Annotated in this window: 20 protein-coding genes; 5 read left to right on the forward strand and 15 right to left on the reverse strand. The window is 72.1% G+C overall.

Annotation, left to right across the window (positions count from 1 at the left end; translation table 11 throughout):
- Positions 1 to 89: 89 nt before the first annotated feature.
- The 3 genes from BMY97_RS10575 to BMY97_RS10585 form a co-directional block, all read right to left on the reverse strand.
- The gene (locus BMY97_RS10575; protein ID WP_143086174.1) at positions 90 to 611 is read right to left on the reverse strand and encodes an AAA family ATPase; all 522 of its coding nucleotides are present in this window, start codon (positions 609 to 611) and stop codon (positions 90 to 92) included.
- A gap of 41 nt (positions 612 to 652) precedes the next feature.
- Entirely contained in the window at positions 653 to 2,068 is a 1,416-nt protein-coding gene (locus BMY97_RS10580; RefSeq protein ID WP_091616055.1) for a lamin tail domain-containing protein, read from the reverse strand.
- A 230-nt stretch (positions 2,069 to 2,298) separates the two neighbouring features.
- Positions 2,299 to 3,186 carry an RNA polymerase sigma-70 factor gene (locus tag BMY97_RS10585; RefSeq protein ID WP_091616057.1) on the reverse strand — a complete coding sequence of 296 codons (888 nt, stop codon included), beginning with the start codon at positions 3,184 to 3,186 and terminating at the stop codon, positions 2,299 to 2,301.
- 172 nt (positions 3,187 to 3,358) lie between these two features.
- Here BMY97_RS10585 and BMY97_RS10590 point away from each other — a divergent pair, with 172 nt between their 5' ends.
- Positions 3,359 to 3,844: a carboxymuconolactone decarboxylase family protein gene (locus tag BMY97_RS10590; protein WP_091616060.1), complete on the forward strand. Its 486-nt coding sequence runs from the start codon at positions 3,359 to 3,361 to the stop codon at positions 3,842 to 3,844.
- On the opposite strand, the gene BMY97_RS10595 is transcribed toward BMY97_RS10590, so the two are convergent.
- From BMY97_RS10595 to BMY97_RS10625, 7 genes are all read right to left on the reverse strand, one after another.
- Positions 3,808 to 4,704 (reverse strand): S8/S53 family peptidase, encoded by an 897-nt coding sequence (locus BMY97_RS10595; protein WP_091616062.1) that lies wholly within the window; start codon positions 4,702 to 4,704, stop codon positions 3,808 to 3,810. The genes BMY97_RS10590 and BMY97_RS10595 overlap by 37 nt on opposite strands.
- A 133-nt stretch (positions 4,705 to 4,837) precedes the next feature.
- Entirely contained in the window at positions 4,838 to 5,713 is an 876-nt protein-coding gene (locus tag BMY97_RS10600; RefSeq protein WP_091616065.1) for a molybdopterin-binding protein, read from the reverse strand.
- A complete protein-coding gene (locus tag BMY97_RS10605; protein WP_091616068.1) occupies positions 5,647 to 6,513 on the reverse strand; it encodes a hypothetical protein in 867 nt (288 codons plus the stop codon). The genes BMY97_RS10600 and BMY97_RS10605 overlap by 67 nt, the downstream gene beginning before the upstream one ends.
- Positions 6,514 to 6,782: 269 nt before the next feature.
- A complete protein-coding gene (locus BMY97_RS10610) occupies positions 6,783 to 8,144 on the reverse strand; it encodes an FAD-dependent oxidoreductase (RefSeq protein WP_091616070.1) in 1,362 nt (453 codons plus the stop codon).
- A complete protein-coding gene (locus BMY97_RS10615) occupies positions 8,137 to 8,799 on the reverse strand; it encodes a VC0807 family protein (protein WP_091616073.1) in 663 nt (220 codons plus the stop codon). The genes BMY97_RS10610 and BMY97_RS10615 overlap by 8 nt, the downstream gene beginning before the upstream one ends.
- Positions 8,796 to 9,398: a TetR/AcrR family transcriptional regulator gene (locus tag BMY97_RS10620; protein ID WP_177231264.1), complete on the reverse strand. Its 603-nt coding sequence runs from the start codon at positions 9,396 to 9,398 to the stop codon at positions 8,796 to 8,798. The genes BMY97_RS10615 and BMY97_RS10620 overlap by 4 nt, the downstream gene beginning before the upstream one ends.
- A 243-nt stretch (positions 9,399 to 9,641) precedes the next feature.
- Positions 9,642 to 9,908, reverse strand: a complete 267-nt coding sequence (locus BMY97_RS10625; protein WP_091616078.1) for a GlsB/YeaQ/YmgE family stress response membrane protein — start codon at positions 9,906 to 9,908, stop codon at positions 9,642 to 9,644.
- 254 nt (positions 9,909 to 10,162) lie between these two features.
- Here BMY97_RS10625 and BMY97_RS10630 point away from each other — a divergent pair, with 254 nt between their 5' ends.
- From BMY97_RS10630 to BMY97_RS10640, 3 genes are read left to right on the forward strand one after another with little or no spacing between them, the layout of a single operon-like run.
- Positions 10,163 to 13,033, forward strand: coding sequence for a hypothetical protein (locus BMY97_RS10630; protein WP_091616081.1), 2,871 nt, complete (start codon positions 10,163 to 10,165; stop codon positions 13,031 to 13,033).
- Positions 13,034 to 13,045: 12 nt separating this feature from the next.
- The gene (locus BMY97_RS10635) at positions 13,046 to 16,429 is read left to right on the forward strand and encodes a serine/threonine-protein kinase (protein WP_091616084.1); all 3,384 of its coding nucleotides are present in this window, start codon (positions 13,046 to 13,048) and stop codon (positions 16,427 to 16,429) included.
- A gap of 21 nt (positions 16,430 to 16,450) precedes the next feature.
- Positions 16,451 to 17,335: a cyclase family protein gene (locus tag BMY97_RS10640; RefSeq protein ID WP_218156749.1), complete on the forward strand. Its 885-nt coding sequence runs from the start codon at positions 16,451 to 16,453 to the stop codon at positions 17,333 to 17,335.
- 6 nt (positions 17,336 to 17,341) lie between these two features.
- Here the strand turns inward: BMY97_RS10640 and BMY97_RS10645 are convergent, their stop codons facing one another.
- The 4 genes from BMY97_RS10645 to BMY97_RS10660 form a co-directional block, all read right to left on the reverse strand.
- Positions 17,342 to 17,896 carry a GNAT family N-acetyltransferase gene (locus BMY97_RS10645; protein WP_091616089.1) on the reverse strand — a complete coding sequence of 185 codons (555 nt, stop codon included), beginning with the start codon at positions 17,894 to 17,896 and terminating at the stop codon, positions 17,342 to 17,344.
- Positions 17,893 to 18,759, reverse strand: a complete 867-nt coding sequence (locus tag BMY97_RS10650; protein WP_091616336.1) for an SAM-dependent methyltransferase — start codon at positions 18,757 to 18,759, stop codon at positions 17,893 to 17,895. The genes BMY97_RS10645 and BMY97_RS10650 overlap by 4 nt, the downstream gene beginning before the upstream one ends.
- 55 nt (positions 18,760 to 18,814) lie before the next feature.
- Entirely contained in the window at positions 18,815 to 19,693 is an 879-nt protein-coding gene (locus BMY97_RS10655) for a helix-turn-helix domain-containing protein (protein ID WP_091616092.1), read from the reverse strand.
- 93 nt (positions 19,694 to 19,786) lie between these two features.
- Positions 19,787 to 20,017: a DUF397 domain-containing protein gene (locus BMY97_RS10660; RefSeq protein ID WP_091616095.1), complete on the reverse strand. Its 231-nt coding sequence runs from the start codon at positions 20,015 to 20,017 to the stop codon at positions 19,787 to 19,789.
- Positions 20,018 to 20,190: 173 nt separating this feature from the next.
- Between BMY97_RS10660 and BMY97_RS10665 the strand changes: the two genes are divergently transcribed.
- Positions 20,191 to 20,748, forward strand: coding sequence for a sensor histidine kinase (locus BMY97_RS10665; RefSeq protein WP_177231265.1), 558 nt, complete (start codon positions 20,191 to 20,193; stop codon positions 20,746 to 20,748).
- A 329-nt stretch (positions 20,749 to 21,077) separates the two neighbouring features.
- Here the strand turns inward: BMY97_RS10665 and BMY97_RS10670 are convergent, their stop codons facing one another.
- The gene (locus BMY97_RS10670) at positions 21,078 to 21,359 is read right to left on the reverse strand and encodes a hypothetical protein (RefSeq protein ID WP_091616100.1); all 282 of its coding nucleotides are present in this window, start codon (positions 21,357 to 21,359) and stop codon (positions 21,078 to 21,080) included.
- Positions 21,360 to 22,383: the final 1,024 nt, after the last annotated feature.

The following is a 22,383-nucleotide window of genomic DNA, read 5'->3' on the forward strand; positions in this document are numbered from 1 at the left end:
GCGGGTGTGACGGCGCCGACATCGGTGGCCGGGCCGAGGCGAACGGGGCCGGGCGGGGTGTGTCCGAAAAGGACTGTCTCCGGCGCAGCTCAGCGGGCTGTGGCGGCCAGGACCGCGTCGGTCACCTCGGCCGGGGGCCGGGTGCCGTCGACGATCGTCGCGCCGAGGCGCCGGTAGGCGGACTTCGCGCGGTCGTTGTACTCGAGTGCCGCGGCCAGTTCCTCCGGGTGCTTGCCGAAGGAGTTCGTCGTGCGGGCCAGCAGCCGGTCCCGCAGCGTCCGGTTGTCCACCATCAGGCAGACGACGAGGTCGAACAGGTCCCGCACCTCGGCTTCGTTCTCGGCCAATCCACAGAGGAACGCGGTCCGGCCGCGCATCCCGGCCACGAGCGCCTCGACCTTCGCGCGGCTGATCTGCCAGCCGAAGCGGTCGAGCCAGCCGGCCGGCACCGGGTCGGGAGGGTCGGCCACGGCCTGCCCGGTGGTCCGGTCCACCCAGTGGTTGTAGCCGTCCCAGTCGGCGTCGAACGCCGGCTCGCCCCGGCTCTTGAGGAACGCGCACACCGTCGACTTGCCGGTCCCGGAGCTGCCGGTCACCCACACCACTGGCACCGGACGAGCATCGCACAGGACCCGGCGGCCCCGGCCGGAGGTCAGCAGCTGATGCTGCCCTTCCTCAGAGCGTGACCGCCGTCGTTGCTGTCGTCGGACCAGTACACGGGCTTGGTGCCGCCGGAGCACTCCGCGGCGGCCGCCAAGGAGAAGCCCTCGTTGTTGTAGTCGGGCATCCCGCTCGGGCGCTGGTAGACCGCGGTGGTGGCGAACGCGCCCGAGGCGTCGACCCGCATGGTCCGGTGCTGGCCGGCGCAGGTGTCGTCGCAGACGACCCACAGGCGCGAGGCCTGCGGCTCCCACTGCAGCTCCATCACCCCGGACATCCCGCTGCTGATCGTCGCGACGCGGGTGAAGGCGCCCGAATCCTGCAGCACGTAACCGTAAACCGTGCCGGTGCCCTCCACGCCGACGAAGAACACGCCGCCCGTGTGCGCGGCGTAGTGGCCGGGGTCGTAGGCCGCGCCGGTCGAGGAGTCCTTGAACCCGGCGGAAGTGAGGCTCGCGTCGGGGATCCAGGTGACGCCCTCGAGGCCGAGGTTGGCGCCGACCGGCGGCAGGTCGCCGGTCAGGTCCCACTCCTTCGCCGCGGACAGGCCGGTGCCCGAGCCGCTCACGTCGTAGCGCAGCACGGACAGGCGGCTGGTGCCGGAGTTGTCGCCGTCGCGCTCGTTCGAGGTGTAGACGCCGCCCGAAGAACCGGCGCCGGTCAGCGTGATGCCCTCGTCGTCCGGAGTGCCGGAGCCGTCCGGGTAGTGGACCTTCTTGCCGGAGCCCCAGCCGCCGGCGGTGTCGGGCTTCCAGCCGCCGGAGCCGTCGGGGATCAGCCGCCAGATCTTCCCGGAGTTCTGCGCCGCCCACATCACCCCGCCCTCCTGGTAGAGGCCGCTCAGGTCCTCGCCGAAGACGTTGGAGCCGTCCGCGGTCGTGACGGAGCCGCCGCCCGGCCACTTCGCCGGGGTCGGGTCCGTCCTCCCGCCACAGCTGTTGGCCGCGCCCAGGGTCAGCGGGGCCTGGACGAAGCTGCCGGTCCCGTCGGGGCAGCGCGACCAGGACGGGCTCGAGTGCGTCGTCCAGCTGTAGCTGTCGACCAGGGTGCTGCCGTCCGCGCGGTAGAGGCGCGCCTGGTCCGCGGAGCCGAGGCCGAACTGGCCGTGCACGTCGAAGGCCTTGAACCCGCCCGGCGCCAGCTCGGTCCCGGCGGCGATCCGGTACTCGGAGCTGTCCTTGTCGTCCTTGAGGATCCAGCCCGACACGTCGACGGCGGCGGTGCCCTGGTTGGACAGCTCGATGGAGTCGTTGACGGCTCCGGTCGTCACCACCTCGTTGATGCGGACGTCGTCGGCCGGGGCGGCGTGGGCCGACGGCGCGACCAGGGCTCCGAAGACCAGCGCGGGTCCGGTGGCGACGACGATGCAGCGGCGGAGGCGGCTCGGCCACCGGCGGGTTTCGGGCACGGGGTTCCGTCCTGGGGTCGGTCGGGCAGGGGATCGGGCCAGCCACCCGACATTCCCGGCCCGGACCGAACGGCCGCCTTCCCCGGGGTGAGCGCGGCGTGAACGGTGAACGAACTGGAGCGCGCAGTGGTGAAAGACACCCTAACAGTCAGGCCGACCTCCGATCGGACCTTGATTTCGCGCTGCCGACGTGCTTACCCGGCTGGGCTTTCCCCGGTGCGGCAACGGTTTCAGCGGCGCAGCGCGGTCTCCTGCGCCATCCGTGACAGCTTCTCGGGATTGCGCACCGCGTACAGCCCGGTGATCAGCCCGTCGTCGATGCGCGCGGCCAGCACGGTGTCGAGCTCGCCGCCGAGCCGGAGGACCAGCGCCGGGTGACCGTTGACCTGGGCCGGCTCCAGCGAGGCCTCGGCCCGGATCCGGGTCAGCGCCCGGGCCACCCGGCCGGCGCCCACGAGGGGCTTGAGCACCGCTTGCACGATCCCGCCGCCGTCGCCGAGCAGGACGACGTCCGGGGCGAGGATGTCCAGCAGGCTTTGGAGATCACCCGTTTCGACCGCGCGCTGGAACGCGGCGAGCGCGTCGCGGGTCTCGTCCCGGGAGACTGGGCCACGCGGCCGGCGCGCGGCGACGTGCGAGCGGGCCCGGTGCGCGATCTGGCGGACCGCGGCCGGGTTCTTGCCGACGGCGTCCGCGATCTCCTCGTAGCCCAGGTCGAACACCTCGCGCAGCACGAACACCGCCCGCTCGGTCGGGGTGAGGGTCTCGAGGACCAGCAGCATCGCCATCGAGACGCTGTCGGCCAGTTCGACGTCCTCGGCCACATCGGCCGTGGTCAGCAGCGGCTCCGGCAGCCACGGGCCGACGTAGGACTCCTTGCGCCGCCCCAGCGTCCGCAGCCGGCCGAGCGCCTGGCGGGTGGTGATCCGGACCAGGTACGCCCGCGGGTGCTCGACCGCGGCGAGATCCACCGCCGCCCACCGCAGCCAGGTCTCCTGGAGGACGTCCTCGGCGTCGGCGGCCGAGCCGAGCATCTCGTAGGCCACCGTGAACAGCAGGTTGCGGTGGGCGAGGAACGCCTCGGTGGCGGCGTCCGGGCTCTCGGCGGGCGCGGTCATGGTGGCTCCTTCTTGCGCACGACTGGGTCCCCCATCGGACACCGGGCCCCGCCGTTTTGTGACAGCCCGCGGCCTGTGGCGTGCGTCACTGCCCGGTGCTGTCACAAGCGCCGGGGCACCGGCATCCCATGGTCGTCAAACGCACCATGGAAACCCGAGTGAGGACACCGTCATGGAAGCCCGATTCCCCATGTCCGCCAACGAGTTCGCGATGAAGTTCGGCAAGCGGTTCGCCGGGGCCGCGCTGCTGCTCGACCAGTCGGCGCTGCCGAAGCCCACCCAGGAGCTGGTCAAGATCCGGGCCAGCCAGATCAACGGCTGCGGCTTCTGCACCGACATGCACACCAAGGACGCCACGGCCGCGGGCGAAACCGCGACGCGGCTCCACCTGGTCGCCGCGTGGCGCGAGGCCACCGTGTTCACCGAGGCCGAACGCGCCGCGCTGGCGCTGGCCGAGGAGGGGACCAGGATCGCCGACGCCCACCACGGCGTTTCGGACGAGACCTGGGCCCAAGCCCGCAAGCACTACGACGACGACCAGCTCGCCGCGCTGGTCTCCCTGGTCGCGATGATCAACGCGGCCAACCGGATGAACGTCATCACGCGTACCCCGGCCGGCTCCTACGAGCCGGGCATGTTCGCCGAGTTCGTGCAGTGAGCGTCAGAAGGCGGCCAGGCCGTCCGGGGTGCCGTTGCCGGTAGGCCCGTCGTAACCGGGGACGGCGGCGCAGAGGTAGTCGCCGCCGCATTCCTCGCCCTGGGCGTTGCTGCCGCCGACGGTGTCGTTGAGCGACGCGGCATTCGCGAGGACGCGCTCGTCCCGCCGATCACCGCCCAGCCCGGCTCGACCGTCGTCTCGTAGACGGCCGGGCCGGTTTCCGGGTCGGCCACCGCGGACACGTCGGCGACGGTGCGGCCGGGGCAGTTCGGGCCGGCCTGCCAGGCCGGTTTCGCCACCCGGGCCGAGCAGCCGCTGGCCGCCTTCCGCCAGGCCGATTCGGTCCAGCCCCGCGCGTTGGCGGACCGGGTCAGCGACGTGCCGCCGACCGCGACGACGTTCCCGTACACCGCCGGCGCGTTGGGCACGGTGAACCCTTCATCGCCGCTCACCCGGCTTTCCGGGGCGCCGTAGCTGGTGGACACCACGGTGGCGCCGAGTGCCACCGCGGTGTCCACGGCGGTGCCGAGTGAGTCGAACGACGCGTCGTCGCCCAGGACCAGCAGGATCCGGCACTGCCCGCAGGCGGCCGACGCCAGGTCGAGGTCGAGCGCGATCTCCACCGGCCAGGTGCCGCTCACCGGCGGCAGCGGGGCGGCGGCGCCGTGCTGGTTGACCTTGCGGAAGCAGCCGTTCGCCGTGGTGCACGGCGTCAGCCCGTAGGTTTGCCGGTATACGGCCAGATCCGCCTCGGCAGTGGGGGAGTCCCCGGCGTCGACGATGGCGATGGTCTCGCCCGCCCCGCCGGTTTCCGGCAGCCGCGCCCGTCGGACGGCCGGTTGTCCACTCGGGCGAAACACCTTGCGGCGCCTGCGGCGGCGGGGCCGCAGGCTTCCCGTGGCTCAGCGCCCGCGGGCCCGGCCGGGACCAGCGCGGTGATCACGAAAGCGGCAGCCAGCACGGCGAACAGGCGCGGCTTTCGGCTCCCCGCAGTCATTTTCCGGCCTTCGCGACGGCGCAGGCGTTGGTGATCGTCTGGCTGATCGCGTTGCCGGCCTCGTCCCGCGCGGTCACTTTCGGCGACGGCGAGGTCCCCGCCGCCGTGGCCGGATTCCGCCACACCGCGGCGTATTCGCCCAGCGCTCCGGCGACCGGCGCCGGCTGCCAGGTGACGCCGTCGTCGAACGACACCGAGACGGTCACCGCCGTCGTCGGCGAGCGCGAGCCCGCCCCGCTGTAGGCCACGTGGCCGACGTGCAGCCCGAGTACCTGGACCGGCGCGGCCGAGGTGGTGGTGAGGTCGTAGTCCACGGTGAGCGCGCCGAGGATCCGGCACTGCTGCGCGGGATCGGCGGCCGTGCAGGTGTGCGGACCGGGCAGCGGGGCGGGTTTCGCGCCCGGGTCGTACTTCACGGTCAGCTCGGTCCGCAGCTTGCCCGCCTGCCCGACGCCGGGGATCGCGGTCCGGTCGACGTCCAGCACGCCCCGGAAAGTCGCCGGGGTCGTGGGCACCTCGACCACGGCCCCGTAGGCGCCGTCGTGGTCGAACACCTGCTTGCCGTCCCGGTACAGCGAATAGTGCGTCCGGGGGACGAAAAACAGCGGGATCGCGGTGTGGTCCGGCTCGCTGTCCCGCACCGCCGGGATCGCCAGTGAGACCGTGCCGCCCGCGGAGCAGGCGTCGCAGAGCTGCTTGCCGTTCCACTGCCCGAGCCCGGCCGACAGCGGTCCGCGCGACCAGTCGGTGAGCACGCCGGGCGCCGGGACGTAGAAGCCCACCCCGCCCAGGCCGTGCGCCAGGATCACCGGGTCCAGCGGGCCGTTGTCGATCGCGACGGGCATCGTGTCGGCCGGGTCGGCGTGCAGCACGTCGCGGACCGTGGCGAGCTCGTTTCCTTGGTGGAGAACGACTGGTCGGCGGTGATGCCCTCGGCGGCGAACGAGAGGTCGACGCGGTAGCGGTCCTCGGGCTTCGGCGCCGCGCCGCCCCATTGCACGACGTAGCGCAGCCGCCCGGCCGACGGCTTCGGGACCGGCGTCACGTACTGGGCGAGGCGGTACCCCGCGATCGTGAAGGCGAACCCGCGGCCGGCCGGGTCCTCGCGGTAGACGTTCACCCGGATCAGGTCTTCGGTGACGGGCTTCGGCGAGGTCACCTCGACCAGCGAGGTGGCGGTCCGCTCGTCGACGGTGAGGATGCTGGTCACCGGGGAGCCGGGGACGGTGAAGTCTTCCACCGCAGCGGTTCTCGTGGCGGTCACGGTCCCGCCGGCGTCACGGTCGGCGAACGTCGAGTACGCCGCGTAGTGGCCGGCGGGCACGGCGATCCGGGTGCGGCCGTCGACCTCGACGCTCCGGTCCAGCTTCGCCGCCGAGTCCGTGTCGACCAGGCTCACGCTGCCGTTGACCGGGCGTCCGGCCAGATCGGTGAGGCCGATCTCCAGGAAGTGCAGTGGATAGTCCGGCTGGGCGGGCTGTTCCGCGGCCGCTCCGGCCAGCTTGATCGTGACGGGCAGGGCGGTGCTGCCCGCCGGGCGCCCGGCCGCGACGTCTTCGGCGATGCGCCGGTGCAGCGCGGCCCCGAAAGCGCCGGCGGGGAAGGACAGTTCGAGCGGGATTCTCCCGGTCTTTCCGGCACCGGCCTTCGCGAGCGCCGTGACGTCGAACAACGACCGGTCCAGCTGGCCGAGATAGGGCGCGGCATCGGCCGGAATGACGTAACGGTCACCGCCGTCCGGCCCAGGGGAAACGGTGACCTGGTCGCGCCGGAAACACCGGCGGCCAGCAAGACAACTGTGACGTTACGGCGCGCTTTCCGTGGGCCGGATCCCCGGCTGTGCATGCTCGATGCTCCATTCCAGCGGCGCGCCCGATGCTGGACTGGACCATTTACCGCGTCAATGGAAAACGCGTCTTCCGTCCATCGGGGATTTTGTCGTCAGGCAGCCCCGGCAGTGTCCACCAAGGACTCGACCGGCGGCCCGAACCACTGCTCCAGCGCCGTGTCCAAGCCCGGCCCGCCGGCCCAGGCGACGTAGCCGTCCGGGCGGACGAGCCGTGGCCGCGGGCCGTCGCGGGTCTCGACGCGGTCGGCCCAGCCCTCGGGCAGCGGCGCGCCGACCAGCACGGCACGGCCGTCGGGCGAGGCCGGAACGTCGGTGGCGCGGCCGAAAGTGGCCGGGTAGCCGATGCCGAGGCCGGACAGCTCCAACGCGGTGGCGCGCCGGGCGTCCGCGGTGGCGAGCAGGCCGGTGATGATTTCCCGGACGGCCATGGCGTCCGGGTCGGGGATGCCGAGCACGCCCTGCGCGCGCGTGCTGAGCAGGACCCGCGCGGCGACCGGGTGCCGCTCGTCGTGGTAGCTGTCGAGCAGCCCGCCGGGGGCGTGCCCGCGGACCTGCGCGGCCAGCTTCCAGCCGAGGTTCACCGCGTCCTGCAGGCCCAGGTTGAGCCCCTGGCCGCCGATCGGGAGGTGGACGTGCGCGGCGTCGCCGGCGTACAGCACGCGGCCGTGGCGGTAGCGCTCCACCTGCCGTGCCGCGTCACCGAATCGCGAGGCCCAGAGCACCTGGCCCACCTCGATTCCCGGCCCGTGCGCGGCGGTCAGCGCCCGTTGCAGCTCCCCGGCCGTGACGGGTGCGTCCCGGCCGAGCCGCTGCTGCTCCTCACCGGCGACGACCACGCGGTGGCGCCCGCCCGAAAGCGGCAGCAGGAACCCCGGTCCGGCCGACGGCAGCTGCCAGTCCTCGCCCAGCCCGGCGGGTTTGCGCGCGAGCGTGACGTCGGCGACGAGGAGCGAAAACCGGGCCGGCGTACCGGGAAACGCGGCGCCCAGCAACGTCCGGACCGTGCTGTGCCCGCCGTCGGCCGCGACCAGCCAGCCCGCCCGGTAGTCGTGCCCGCCTGCCGTGACGGTGACCCCGTCGGCGTCCTGCTCGACCGCGGTGACGGCCGCGTCGCGCCGCACCGGAGTGCGCAGCCGCGCTTCGATCGCCGCCGCCACGTACGCCTGCTCGACGCCGAGCTGAAACGGAAACGGCGTCGGCAGGTCGGAGTAATCGATCGGGATGCCGGAGAAGTGCCCGCCCGGCAGCCGCGCTTCGACGTGCGGCTCGATCGCGGCGAGCAGGCCGCGGTCGGCCAGCACCTCGACCGATCGCGGCTGCAGGCCGAGTGCCTTCGACTGCGTGGCGGGCCGGGCGTCGCGCTCCAGCACCAGCACGTCGAGCCCGGCGCGCTCCAGCTCGAACGCCGCCAGCAGCCCGGTCGGGCCGCCGCCCGCCACCAGCACGTCAGGCATCGAGGTTCTCCTTCTTGAGGTACCAGACGTGCCAGGCGATCAGCCCGGCCAGCGAGGCGAACCAGACCACGGTGGTGACCACGGAGATGAGGTCGATCGGCAGCGCGTAGACGAGCACGACGTGCACCACGGCGCCGGCCAGCAGCACCGCGCCCCAGGCGGCGGTGTTGACGCGCAGGCCGCGCCGGAACCGGGCGTCGGTGTCCCAGCGGCCCGCCCACGCGGCCGCGCCCTCGGCCCCGCGCTTGACTTCGGCGATCGTGCGGCCCAGGGTCAGCTGGGCCGGCCGGCCGAGGAAGACCGTGACCAGCATCCACGCGCCGAACAGGCCGCCGAGCGCCGCCGTCCAGCCCTCCCGGATCACCAGCGTGCGCGGGTCGTCCGACAGCAGGCCGAGCACCACCGACAGCACCAGGACGCTCAGCGTGACCAGCGCGACGAGGTCGACCCGGCGGTTGCGCCAGATGGTCCAGACCACGTAGGGACCGGCCACCAGCACCCCCGACATCAGCGCCCACCACTGGCTCACGCCCGCGGCGCGCAGCCCGTAGAACAGCACCATCGGCACGACCACTTCGAACACGACGGCGATCACGTTGGCCCGGACCACCCGGCGCAGACCGGCGTCGGCCGTGGGTTTCTCGTCGATCATCATGGTTTTTCCCCCTCAGGAACGGGTGCGGTCGCCCGCACGTACAGGTCGGCGAGCTCACGGCCGATGCGCGTGAGCTCGGCGGGTTCGGGAACGTCGGCGGTCGCGGTGGCGACGACGGCGTCGAGGCCGGAAGTGAGGGCGAGCGCCGCGGTGCGGGCGTCGAAGGCGCCGAAGGCACCCGCGGCCTGCCCCGTGCGGAAGTGCTCCTCGAACAGGGCGAGCCGCCCGTCGACGGACTCACTTCGCGAGCCGGCGTTCTTCACCAGGTCGATCAGCGCCCGCACCGCGGCCGGGTGCTCGCCGACGAGCGCGACGTTCGCCTCGACGAAGGCCCGCAGCTGCGCGACGTGCCCGACCGCGGCGTCGACACGCGGGTTCATGAACGCCCCGGCGACCTGCTCGATCTCGGCGACGCAGGCCGCGAGCAGGTCGTCCTTGCCGGCGAAGTGGTAGCTGATCATGCCGGTGCTGGACAGCCCGGCGTGCTTCGCGATCCGGCTGAACGACGCCTTGGCGTACCCGGCCTCGGCGATCACCTCGATCGCCGCCGTCACGATCTGGGCCCGGCGGCCCGACTCGGTGAACGTTTTTGCTCGCATGAGCAAAAGTTAGCTCAGTCGAGCAATAACCGCAAGTCACTTGTGTTGGGAGAGGTGGTTCAGGCGAGATCGGGCGCCGCGCCGAGCAGGGCGGCCCGGTCAGGGCAACGAGGAGCGAGCGGTCCGGTGGGCGACGCTGTACTGCGTGTAGCCGTTGGCGCGCCGGACCGGCCCGTCGAGGAGGTCGAAACCGGGGGTCCGCCGGCGCGCCTCGCGACGGCGGACCCCTCGATCAGGTTCGGCTCAGTGGCGGCGGTCCCGGTGGAACGCCAGCCGGTAGACGATCAGGATGATCAGCGCCCCGAGCACCGCCAGGCCCCACGTCCGCAGGTCGAAGAAGGTGCCGAGCTGCACGTGGAACAGGGTCTTGCCGACCCAGCCGCCGACGAACGCGCCGCCGATGCCCAGCAGGATGGTGATGATGCAGCCGCCGGGGTCCTTGCCCGGCATCAGGGCCTTGGCGATCACGCCGGCCACCAGGCCCAGCACGATCCAAGCGATGACGCCCATGTACTTCCTCTCGTCCGGATACTGCCAATCGGTAGACGCGCCGCGGTGACGCCTGGTTGCGTCTTCTACCAGCCGGGCCGGGACCCCTCCGGCCCGGGAGTGGCAGTCTGGCGACGGGCGCGCGGCGGAGCGGGCCGCGCCGGCCGGTGAGCGTGAGGAGGACCGGGGTGTCCAGGGACTGGCGGCTGTTCGGGCGAAAGAGCCGGGGCCCGGCGCGTAATCCGGATGAAAGCGCTGAAACCGGCGCTGCTCCGGTGAACGCCTGGCCGGCCGAAGCCGAGACCACCGCGGAAGCCGTAGCCGAGGCCCGTGCCCTGCTGACGCGGGCGCGGGCCTGGCTGGACCTGCCGCCGCACCCGCACCTGCGTGCCGCGTACTACCTGCGCCTGGTGGACGGTCACCCGCAGGTCGTCGCCGAGGACGTCCCTGGCGAGGACCTCGCGACGGCGGCGCGGGCCGGGCGGCTCGGCACCCCGGGTGAGGTTATCGACGCGGCCGTCCAGCTCGCCTGGGCGCTCCAGGCGGTGCACGAGGCCGGCCGGTCCCACGGCGACGTCCGGACGGCCACGGCCGTGCGCGCCGAGGACGGCGTCGTGCGGCTCACCGTCTCCGGCCCGCTTGCCTCCACAAAGGACAGTGGGGACCTGCGCGCGCTGACCGCCGTGGTGACCGAGCTGTTCGACGGCCTGGTGATGCCCGAAACGGTCGCGGCCCTGCTCCGCGACTGCCCGCCGACCGCCCGTGAGTTCGCGGACCGCCTCATCGCGCTCTGCCCCGAGGCGACCGGCAGCCCGTATCCCCGCGAGGCCCCGCGGCCCGCGGAGCCGTTGGCGAACGAGTGGAACAACCGCGCCGCGTCGCTGGCGCTGGCGGGCGAGCACGCCGAGGCCGAGCAGTACTGGGAACGGGCCCTGCGCGACGATCCGCGGCATCCGGACGCGACGTTCAACCTCGGGCTCCTGCTGTGGCGGACGGCCCGCATCACCGACGACGAACTGATGCGCCGGCTGGACGCGGCGGGCCAGGCCAGTGCGCACCAGCCGGACGACCGCGTGGCGCGGCTGGCCGGGCTGGTCGACGCCGAGCGCGGCGGGCCGCGGTCCGAGCCGGATGCCGACCCGCCCTTGACGGCCCGGTGCAAGGCCGGCTGGCTGTACGCGGTGGCACTCACCCCGGACGGGCGGCACGCCGTCTGGGGCGCGGAGGACGGCACGGTGCTCTGGTGGAACTTCGACGGCGGCGAAGTCGTGAAGCTCACCGGCCACACCGAGGGGATCTGGGCGGTCGCGGTGACCCCGGACGGCCGGTTCGCCCTGTCCGGCGCCGCCGACAACACCCTGCGCTACTGGGACCTGACCACCAGGCGCTGCCTTCGAGTCCTCAATGGACACCGGCAGCGGGTGCGCGGCGTCGCGATCAGCCCGGACGGCCGGTTCGGCGTCTCCTGCGCGGAGGACGGCCGGGTGCTGCGCTGGGACCTGGCCGGCGGTAAGCAGACGGGCACGATCACCGAGGGGAAGACCGGCCTCATCTCGGTCGCGATGACCTCGGACAGCCGGTACGTCGCGGTGGCCGGCAACCACGGCTCGCTGCAGTGGCGTGAGGTCCGGTCCGGCCGTCTGCTGCACACGCTCGCCGGCCACTCCGACGACGTCTACTCGGTCGCCGTCACCCCCGACGGCCGGTACGCCCTCTCGTCGGACGGCGGGCGTGAGGTGCGCTGGTGGGACCTGCGCACCGGCGAGTGCCTGCGCACGATCACCGGCCACGTCGCGACGATCACCTCGGTGGCCATCTCGGCCGACGGGCGCCTCGGCGTCAGCGGGAGCATGGACCGCACGGTGCGTCGCTGGGATCTCGCCACCGGCCGTTGCTTGCGCACGATCGAGCACGGGTACCTCGTCCTCGGCGCGGCCATGTCCGCCGACGGCCGGCGCGTGGTCTCCACCGCCACCGACCGCAAGCTCCGGGTCTGGGACCAAGCCGCCGCCGTGGCCGCGCCGTGGAGCCACAGCCCCACCGGCAGCGCGCGCGAACTCGAATCGCGGGCCCGGGAGTTCCGGTCCGAGGTGAGCCAGATCCGTTACCTGCTGGCGAACGCGGCGGTCCCGGCCGCGACCGAGCGGCTGCTGCGGGCCCGGGACATCCCCGGGTACGCGCGGCACCCCGAGGCGCTGGAGCTGTGGCGCGAAACGGGCCGGGCCCGGCGGCGCACCGCGTTCATGGACATCCGCCGCGTCCGCACGATCGAGAACCCGGCGGGGCTCACCGCGCTCGCGCTCGCCCCGGACGGCCGGCGGGCGCTGGCCGCGGGCTGGGACTACACGCTTCGCCTGTGGGACTTCGAAACGGGGGAGTGCCTTCAGGAACTGATCGGTCACCAGGACACGGTCACTTCGATCGCCTTCGCGCCGGACGGGAGCACGGCGGTGTCGGCGAGTGCCGAGCACACCCTGCGCGTCTGGGACCTGAACACGGGTGCCTGCGTACGGGTGCTGTCCGGGCACGCCGACGAGGTGACCGCGGTCGCGGTGGCCGCGTCGGGCCAGGTGCTGTCGGCGGGCGCCGACCAGACGCTGCGCTGGTGGGACCCGCGCACGGGGGAGTGCCGGCGAGTCCTTTCCGGACACACCGGCGCGGTCAGCTCGATCGCGCTCGCCCCGGACGGCCGCCACGCGGTTTCGGGCGGCGCCGACGCCACCGTGCGGTGGTGGGACCTCGGCACGGGCAAGTGCCTCAAATCCTTGCACAGCCACAAATGCGGCTCACGGGCGGTCGGCGTGACGCCGGACGGCGGCCTCGTGGTGTCCGGTGAGGACTGCGGAAACCTTTCCCGGTGGGAGCTGCCGAAGGGCCGTGGGATCGAATCACTGACGGGCCACCAGGGACCGATGCTCGGCCTCGCCGTCACCACCGACGGCGAGCACGTCCTCACCGTGGGCGCGGACCGCGAACTGCGCGTGCGGGAGCTGTGGTCCGGCCGGAACCTGCGCGTGGTGACCGGGCACGAAGACGAGGTCTGCGTGGTCGCCCTCGCCGCGGACGGCTGGTCCGCGGTCACCGGCAGCCGGGACGGCACGGTGCTCGGCTGGGCGCTCGACTGGAACCACGAACCCCGCGAGTGAGGTGACCCGAGGATGCGCCTGCCCTGGCAGCGAAAGAACAACCCGGTATCGCCGCGTCCCGGCGTGCGGGCCGAACCGACCCTGACCGGACCCGACGAGCGGCCCTCCGGCGAATCCGGCCGGGTCCGCTGGGGCGTCGGCGAAACCGTGCTCGGCACGTACCGGATCGAGGAGAAGCTCGGCGCGGGCGGCATGGGCGTGGTGCACCGGGTCCGGCACCTGGACTGGGGGCTGGACCTGGCGGTGAAGAGCCCGCTGCCGCGGATGTGGCTGTCCGGTGTGCAGGCGTTCGTCGACGAGGCCGAGGTGTGGGTCGGCCTGCCGCCGCACCCGCACGTGTGCACCTGCCACTACGTGCGGGTGCTCGGCGGGGTGCCGAGGATCTTCGCCGAGTTCGTCGACGGCGGCACGGTCGCGGAGGCGCTGGAGGCCGGACGGCTGCGGGACCTCGATGGCATCCTCGACGTCGCGATCCAGCTGGCGTGGGGACTGCGGGCCGCGCACGAGGCCGGAGTCGTGCACCAGGATGTCAAGCCCGGCAACGCTTTGCTGACGGCCGACGGGCTGGTGAAGATCACCGACTTCGGGCTGGCCCGGGCCCAGCAGCGGTCCGAGGGCGCCGAAGCCGCGGCGGAGCCGGAGTCGATCCTGGTGACGCACCGCGGCCTCACCCCCGCGTACGCGTCGCCTGAGCAGTACCGCGGGCAACGGGCCGGACGGCCTGGTGATGTCTGGTCGTGGGCGGTCACCGTGCTGGAGCTGTTCACCGGCGAGGTGACCTGGACGCTCGGCGCGTTCGCCGGCGCCGCGCTGGAGGACTACCTCGCCCGCGGGGCCGCGGTGATGCCGGCGGAGGTCGCGGTCCTGCTCCGGGAGTGCTTCACCCCCGACCCGGCCGCGCGCCCGGCCGACCTCGGCGCGCTGGCGAATCGCCTGGCCGCCGCGTACGCCACGCACGTCGGACGCCCGTACCCGCGGGCGGCCACCAGCCCGATGGCCGTGCGCGCCGACGGGTTCAACAACAAGGCACTGTCCATGCTGGACCTCGGCCGGACCGATCAGGCGAGGCGGTTCTGGGGCCAAGCGCTGGAAGCCGACCCGCGGCACCTGGACGCCACGGTCAACAGCAAGCTCGGCCAATGGCGCGAAGGCGAGCTGACCGACCTCCAGCTGGTCGAGCAGCTGGAGCGGTTTCGCTTCTCCCTGCCCGAATCCGACCCCGCCCGCGACCGCCTGGCGTACGCGCTCGGCGTGGTGCACCTGGAGCGCCGTGACCTCGCGGCGGCCAAGGCGCAACTCGGCGAAGCCGCGCCCGGCGACCCCGATGTCGCCGCTGCCCTCGAGGCAGTCGACCGCGCCGAGCCCGTCAAGCTGCGGACACTGGAGCTGCCCGCGCAGGAGGGCAAGACCTGCCCGCTGGCGATCGGGCCCAACGGCCGGTACGCCGTCTCCGGCGGCGAGGACCGGACCGTCCGCTGGTGGGACCTGGTGACCGGCCGGTGCCTGCGGATCCTGCCCGGCCACACCGACCTGGTCTGCGGAGTGGCGTTGTCCGAAGACGGCCGGTTCGCCCTTTCCGGCGCCATGGACGGCACGGTGCGCTGGTGGGACCTGGTCGAGGGGACCGGCCTGCACGCGCTCAGCGGTGACGTGCCGTTCTTCTGCGTCGCTCTCTCCGGCGACGGCCGGAATGCCCTCGCCGGTGACGCGGAGGGCAGCGTGTGGTGGTGGGACCTCACCACCGGGCAGTGCCTGCGGAAGCTGAGCGGGCACGAGGGCGGGGTCGACAGCGTTGTCGTGCTGCCCGACGGCCGTGCCCTTTCGGCGGGCGAAGACGGCACCGTGCGGTACTGGGACCTCACCACCGGCGAGCAGGTGCGCACGTTCACCGGGCATCGCGACGCGGTCTACGTGCTCACCCCGCTGCCCGGCGGCACGCGGTTCCTCTCGGCCGGGCGCGACGGCGCGGTGCGGTACTGGGAGCTGGCCACCGGCCGTTGCCTGCGGGTGCTCAGCTACCCCCACCGGGTGCTCGATGTGCTCGCCACGACGGTCTTCGCGGTCGCCGCCGGCCCGGACGGGCGCACCGCGATCGTCGGCAACAAGTACGGCGAGCTGACCTGGTGGGAGCTGAGCACCGGCCGTTGCGTGTGGACCGTCGACGTCGGCGGCACGCTCAACTCGCTGATGGTCGCCGCCGACGGCAAGACCGCGCTGTCGGGCGGTTTCGACCAGACCGTGCGGTGGTGGGACCTGGCGCCCGGCCCCGCGGCACCGTGGAGCTACAGCCGTCCACGGTCCACAGTGGACCTCGGCGCGCTGGCCGGGCGCTTCCACGGCCGGATCGACGCCGCGCGGACGTTGCTCGACCGGGGTGACGCGCGGGCCGCGGCGCGGGAACTTCGTGAGGCGCGGGCGGTCGCCGGGTTCGAGAACGACGCGGAGCTGGGCGAGCTGTGGCGCCGGGCCGGCCACAGTGGACGGCGCACGGCCGTCATCGGCAGCCGCCAGACCCGCCGGCTCGAAACGCCCGCCCACCTCGCGAAGGCGGTGGGCATCACCGCCAACGGACGGCGCGCCTTGAGCTCGACCGCGGACACCCGCCTGCGCTGGTGGGACCTGACCACCGGCGACTGCCTGCACACCCTCGACGCCGGCGACGGCTTCGCGTTCACCGCCGCGGTGACCCCCGACGGCAGGCACGCGGTCTCCGTCAGCGACCGGAAGGTGCACTGGTGGGACCTGAACAGCGGGAAACGCCGGGCCGCGCTGCCGCTCGGCACCGAGGAGGGGATGACCTTCGCGGTGGCCATCACCCCCGACGGCCGCCGGGCCGTGTCCGCGGGCACGGACCGTCTCCTGCGCTGGTGGGACCTGGCCGGCGGCCGCTGCGTGCGCACTCTGGCCGGCCACGAAGCCCACCTCAACGCCGTGGCCGTCACCGCCGACGGCCGGCACGCGTTGTCCGGCGGCGCGGACCACACCCTGCGGTACTGGGACCTGACCACCGGGCAGTGCCTGCGTACGTCCACTCCGGACAGTGGCGGGGTGAACGCGGTCGCGGTGACCCCGGACGGCCGGCACGCCGTGTCCGGCAGCACCACCGGCGCGGTCTTCGCCTGGGACCTGGCCACCGGCGAGGGCCGGGAGCTGCCGGGGCGGCACACGGCTCAGCTCAACTCGGTCGCGATCACCGCGGACGGCCGCCACGCGCTGTCCGGCGGCGAGGACACGACGTTGCGCTGGTGGGACCTGGCCGAGGGCCGCTGCCTGCACCAGGTGAAGACCACGTACGTCGCTTCGGCGGCGATGACCCCGAGCGGGCACCACGTGGTCTCCGGCATGTCGGACGGTTCCGTGCTGCTCTGGGAAGTCGACTGGGACTACGAGTTCTGACGCCGGGAGTAGGTTGGGATCATGGGACAAGAAGATGCCTCCATGCCCACCGATCTGCCCAGCAACTGGGGCCGCTGGGGCGACGATGACGAACGCGGCACACTCAACCTGATCACCGGCGAAGTCCGCGCGCGGGCCGCCGCGGAGGTCCGAACCGGACAGTCCGTGTCACTGGCGCAGCCGATCGAACCGGTGACGCTGCTCGGCGGCCCGTTCGCGCCGGAGACGACCGAGGGGTCGCCGGTCTTCCAGATGATCTCCCACACCGGCACCGTGCAGGCGAGCGCTGACTTGATGCTGGTGACCAACCACCACCCGCGCTCCACGCACCTGGACGCGTTGGCGCACCAGACTTTCGAGGGCAAGGCCTACCCGGGCCGCCCGCTGGCGGAGTGCGTGACGCCGATCGGCGTCCGGTTCGGGTCCACGGCCGGCTTCGCGTCCGGCATCGTCACACGGGGCGTGCTGCTGGACCTCGCCGCCGACGGCCCGCTGCCCACCGACCACGTGGTGTCACCGGAAGACCTCGAAGCGGCGGAGGAGCGCGAGGGCGTCCGCCTGGAGTCCGGCGACGCCATGGTCATCCGCGGCGGTCAGCTGCTGCGGCTCAACCAGCCCATCCCGGGCTTGTCGGTGGACAGCGTCCGGTGGATGCACCGCCGCGGGGTTTCGCTGTACGTCGGCGATATCGGCGACGCCCACCCGCCGCAGGTGCCGGGCGCGCCGTCGCCCCTGCACACGGTTGCCTTGGCGCGCATGGGCATGCCGCTGCTGGACGCGGCGCAGGTGGAGGAACTCGCCGCGGTCTGCGCCGAACTCGGCCGCTACAGCTTCCTGCTCAGCGCCGCCCCGCCGCGCATCCACGGCCTGACCGGCGTCCCGGTCAACCCGATCGCGATCTTCTGACCTGGTTCAGCCCGGCGCGGGCCTGATCGCGGCGTACAGGATCATGTCGACCCGCCGGCCGTTGATCTCCTGATGGCTGCGCAGCAAGCCTTCGCGCTCGTACCCCGCGCGCCCCGCGGCGCGCTGGGACGCGACGTTCCAGGGCTCGATGTACAGCTCGATCCGGTGCAGCTCCGGGAGCGACCAGGCGAAACCGGTCAACGCCGTGAGCGCCTGCCCCGCCACCCCTCGCGCGCGACTGCGGGGCGCGACGGCGTACCCCGCGGTCGCGCGCCCCGCGGCGATCGGCGCGAGGTGCAGGCCCGCCGTCCCGAGCGCCTCGTCGGTGTCCCGGTGCGCCACACACCAGGAATACCCGGCGCCGGTAACGAGCCGGGTGGCCTGTCGCTCCATATAGGACAGAGCGTCCGCACGGCCGGCGCGGCCCGGCAGCGAGCCGATCGTCGGCACGTACGGATCGGTCGCGAGATCCCGGAGCATGTCGACGTCGCGTTCCGTGAAAGCCCGGAGCCGCACGTTCCCGAACGACGGTGCGGGCGACGGCAGGACCAACGGGCTCATTTCCGGGCGGCGCCGGCCAGGACCGTGGATTCGCTGGCGGACTCGAAGTTCACCTTCACCTCGTTGTCACCGGCCTGCTCAGGGTGCCAGTCCACAGTCCAGGCCACTCCGGGATCAACGAGGGTGAAGTCACCGAAGAGCCGGGCGACCTCCTCCCGGTCGCGGTAGACGACGGGGCTGGACGAGGCGTCGTAGGCCGCCTTCAGCTCGGTGAGCAGCTTCTTGATCTCCGGGGGTACGCCATCCTCAGTGCCGTGCGACAGGGCCAGATACGAGCCGGGCACAACCAGATCGCGGTAGCGCGCGACGAGACTCGGCCCGAGGTCTTCGGTGCTTCCCGAATCAGGGGCGGGCGGTTGCTGGAAGTGCAGGACCGCGATCAGCAGCAAGGCGACCGGCTGGTCGAGGTCGATGATCCCGGTGTCCCGGATCTGCGCCCACAGCCCGTCGGGATCGCGCATGTCGCCCTGGATCACGGTGTGCCGCTCGGGATCGCCGTGCTCCCGGAGGAGACTGCGCGAATGGGCCACGGCCACCGGTTCGTGGTCGACGTAGACGACCTTGACTTCGCCCGGCGCGAGGTCCTCGGCCACCTCGTGCGCGTGGCCCATGGTGGGCACGCCGGAACCGATGTCGACGAACTGCCGGACGCCCTGGCCGACCAGGTACCGCACGACGCGGTGCAGGAACATCCGGTTCGCCTGGCAGATGGGCCGGATAATGGGGTACTGGCCGAGGAGCCGGTCGGCGAACTGGCGGTCGATCTCCCAATTCGTCGTGCCGCCGAGGTAGTAGTCGTACATGCGGGCGGCGCTGGGATGGCTGAGATCGATGCCCGGCGGCGGAAAGCGGTTCTCGTCGATCCCGGTCACGTGCGACTCCTTTTCGGTTCGGCGGTTTCCACGGTAGTGGTTTGCATCAGGGGACGGCGGTCGCCATTCGGGTGGCGTTGATTTCCCGTTCGGCGTGTTCGAGCAGTTCCCGGGATTCTTCCCGGCTCAGCGCCGCGTTGCTCAGCGAAGCCCAGCGGTCGAGGTAGGAGGCCTGGAAATTATCGTCCTCCGACTGCTGGATGCCCTGGGGCGTTTCACCGTAGGCGAAGTCCTTCGCGCCGTTGGTGAACCGGAAAACGGTCAGGTCCAGTGGCAGGTAAGGCAATTCGCCGAACGGCACGAACCGGATCGACACCCCGGCGTGCTTCGCGGTCAGGTTCAGCATGTGCTTGACCTGGTCGAGCACGACGTACGGGCCGAGTTTGCGGGTGCGGGTGAGTTGCATCAGCGCGCTTTCGCTGAGCAGGAATTCGTACTCCCGGTCCGGGTGGAGCGCGAAGACCCGGGCGCGTTGCGCGCGCTCGTAAACCGCGTCGTCGATGTTGCTGCGGCCGGCCGTGCTGAACAAGGTGAGCATGTAGCTCTCGCATTGCAGCTGGCCGCTGATCCGCTCGCCGGTCCAGCTCCGCACGGTGGCCGCCTCCTGCTCGGCGCCGAGGATGTCCCGGAACCACGGGGGAGTGGCGACGAGCCGGCGCCCCGACCAGACGCCGGCCATGCTCGCCGTCGTGTTGAGCCCCCGCATGATCGCCGCGTCGGCCTCGGTGATCTTCAGCGTCCGGATGAACTTCTCCAGCTGGTCCGGCTGCATGCCGAGGTGGGCGTGCTCGAGCTTGCTGATGTTGGCCTGGGTGTAGCCCACCAGCTTGCCGAACTCGGCTTGGGTCAGGCCCAGCTTCTTCCGTGCCGCGGAGATCATCGTGCCCAGCTCTCGCTGCTGGGTCGCGACGGAGGGCAAGGTCACCGGATTGCGCCGTCCAATCAGGGGATCGAGGACTCCCCATCGTAAGACACAGAGGCACGCGGCTGCAGCATTATCCGGTCGCGGGTCGCGGGGTCAGCAGTCGAACTGGCCGGCGCGAACGGACGTGACGAAGGATGTCCATTCTTCGGGCGTGAAGAGCAGCACCGGTGATTCGCCGAGCTTGGAGTCCCGGACCGCGACCAGGCCCGGCCGGCCCAGATTGACCTCGACGCAGTTGCCGGAGTTGTCCCCGCAGGGAATCGGCCGCTGCCACGCGGCGTCGTCGAGCGAGATCGCAGCGGTCTTCGGGTCGTAGCTTTCCATGATCGCCCCTCGTCAAGATGCTCGCGGGTAATTGGATTATTCCGTCCATCCAGAGTCGGGCTGGAATATTCCACGCGCAAGGGGCGAGCGGTGATCTTGGACTGGTGGGTGAGATGTTCACCCATTCGGCCCGATATGGGGGCATTTCGGTAATCACCGGTGGTCGGCGGTCGTTGCGCCGCATCACCGCCACCGCGCGGCGGCTGTCCTCGCAGAACCTGCACCGATCTGGGGGCCACCATCGACGAAATGCTCGACCGGAGCGAGGCGGCTTCACCAGCCAGCGGCGGTTCATCGCCGACGCCTCCCACGAGATCCGCACCCCGCTCGCGGTGCAGCGGACCGCACTGCAGGTCGGCCTGGCCGACCCCACCCCGAAGGAGCCGGCGCTGATCCGGGACCGGCTGCTGGCCGACAACCGCCGCAGCGAACGGCCGATCGAGGGACTGCTGCTCCTGGCCCGCAGTGATCAGGGCGTGCCGGGCCCGGCGCCGGTCCGCCTCGACGAAGTGGTCGACGAGGTGCTGGCCCGGCACGGAACTGACCTTCGAGGCCGAGCTGCGGCCGCCCTGGTCCGCGGCGAGGTCCTGCTGCTGACCCGCCTGCTCGCCGACGCGGTGCGGTACAGCACCGCGGGCGGCACGGTCTGGGTCCGCACCACACCCCCGGCGGGGTGCTGGAAGTGCGCAACACCGGCCCGCTGGTGGCCCCGGAAACGGTGGCGCAGCTGACCGAGCCGCGGCGCCGGCCGGACCCACTCCGCCGCCGGCCGGACCCACTCCGCCGCCGACGGCTGCGGCCTCGGACTGTCCATCGTGGACTCCGGCACCACGCCACCCTACTGTGCGGTTCGTTGCCAATCCGACTACAGCTACGGCGGAAACGGTTCCTGCAAGCGGTTCGGCTGAGGCCCGTGTCCGCCTGCTTCCGGCCGGATCAGGAACGTGGCCGCCCGCCCCGACGCGGCCTGTGCGTCCGCGTCACCCTGCCCGTGGCCGCCACCGAGGCGGGCTGAACCCGCGCCGGTCGCCTGCCGTACTCGTCTGGGCGGGGCGTTCGGTTACTCCTTCCCGGCTGAGGATTTCGAGGTCCGCCGCCGGACGACGGCGGTCACGACGAGCGCGGCCGCCCCGGTGCCGAAGACGCCGGTGCCCGCGGCGACCCAACGGGTGGCCAGCGCCAGCGCACCGAGTGCGGCGCAGAGGATCTCGCCCGCGATGAAGGCCGCCCGCAGCGTCCAGCCCCAATCGCTGAAGATCGCCCCGAGCAGCTCCGGCCAGGACGGGGCCGTCGCCTTGCGGTGGCGGGCCCGGCCGCCCGTGGCCGGAGCCCGGCTGGGCACGAGTGGATCTTCGCCGGAGTCGGCCGGTGGCGCGCCCGCGCTGGTCGGCCGGGCCGAGCGGGGAGACGTGCGTCGCCCGTTTTCCCCTGGCTGGTTGCAGTTGGCGACGTATATCATGGCCTCGTTGTGCTCCTATCGATGTGTGAGCGTCGGAAAGTGTGTGCAGCGTCGGCGCGGCTCTCTCTGGCCAGGGAGTCGCGCCTTTTTCGTGAAAGGGGCTTCCGGTGCGTCGGAAATCCCGATTTTCGCTCGGATCAGCCGAGCGAAGAAAGGTAGGTCGGCGGGTGGTGGACCGCCCGCCGTTGCTGGTGTGAACCCGTTCAGTGCCTCCAAGGAGTGGCTGCCGGTGACCGGCCTTCAGGTGGGTATGCGCTGCTCACGAGCGTTGGCGTCGAACCCCAGCCCCCGCTTCGCCCATGCCGATGCATGTGCATCTGTCCGTGCAGTGTATCCCTGTGATCAGCCCGGTGAAACAGAGAGTGGGGGCTTCGGTACTGCCCGAAAGGCCGCTGTGGCACCGGAAATCGACCTGGCCGGCGGAGGTCGGCGCACTTGTTGACCATCGGTAAAATTGCCTCTTACCAGCAGATGATCGCGGACGGTGAGCACCGTTGTCGCACATTGTTTCCAGCTGCCGACACGTGCGGCATTCGAGTGTTTTCGAATATTCCGCGGGAGCTGAAGCCGGTGTCGAATATTCCAGTCCGCCGGCGCCCGTCTTGACGCGGTGAACGTCTCCGATGTGCCGTCCGTGGCGGTCACCGTCTGTGTCACTCGAATGGTTGACGCGAGTTCCGTGGTGACTTCGCTTTTCGGCTACGCCCCGTGCACTCACGGCGCGTTTCCGGCCTTCGCGACAGCCACGGCAGGGCTGGGCTGCGCGATCGCCGATGCGGCGGACCGCGCAGATGGACGTGCATATTCCAATGGCTGCACTGGTCTGGGGGTGTGCCGCGGCATCGTGATAGACCGTCGGCAGTCAGGATTGCGGCGGTGTCGCGCGGTGGCTCCGCGGGGTAGCGAA

This window comes from Amycolatopsis saalfeldensis (genome assembly GCF_900110575.1).
In the GTDB taxonomy this organism is placed as follows: domain Bacteria; phylum Actinomycetota; class Actinomycetes; order Mycobacteriales; family Pseudonocardiaceae; genus Amycolatopsis; species Amycolatopsis saalfeldensis.

Coding starts and splice junctions, on each gene's coding strand:
- BMY97_RS10645 (WP_091616089.1), bottom strand. CDS start 17,896: ATGAGCCCGTTGGTCCTGCCGTCGCCCGCACCGTCGTTCGGGAACGTG.
- BMY97_RS10625 (WP_091616078.1), bottom strand. CDS start 9,908: ATGGGCGTCATCGCTTGGATCGTGCTGGGCCTGGTGGCCGGCGTGATC.
- BMY97_RS10585 (WP_091616057.1), bottom strand. CDS start 3,186: ATGACCGCGCCCGCCGAGAGCCCGGACGCCGCCACCGAGGCGTTCCTC.
- BMY97_RS10615 (WP_091616073.1), bottom strand. CDS start 8,799: ATGATGATCGACGAGAAACCCACGGCCGACGCCGGTCTGCGCCGGGTG.
- BMY97_RS10590 (WP_091616060.1), top strand. CDS start 3,359: ATGGAAGCCCGATTCCCCATGTCCGCCAACGAGTTCGCGATGAAGTTC.
- BMY97_RS10635 (WP_091616084.1), top strand. CDS start 13,046: ATGCGCCTGCCCTGGCAGCGAAAGAACAACCCGGTATCGCCGCGTCCC.
- BMY97_RS10610 (WP_091616070.1), bottom strand. CDS start 8,144: ATGCCTGACGTGCTGGTGGCGGGCGGCGGCCCGACCGGGCTGCTGGCG.
- BMY97_RS10640 (WP_218156749.1), top strand. CDS start 16,451: ATGGGACAAGAAGATGCCTCCATGCCCACCGATCTGCCCAGCAACTGG.
- BMY97_RS10620 (WP_177231264.1), bottom strand. CDS start 9,398: ATGCGAGCAAAAACGTTCACCGAGTCGGGCCGCCGGGCCCAGATCGTG.
- BMY97_RS10660 (WP_091616095.1), bottom strand. CDS start 20,017: ATGGAAAGCTACGACCCGAAGACCGCTGCGATCTCGCTCGACGACGCC.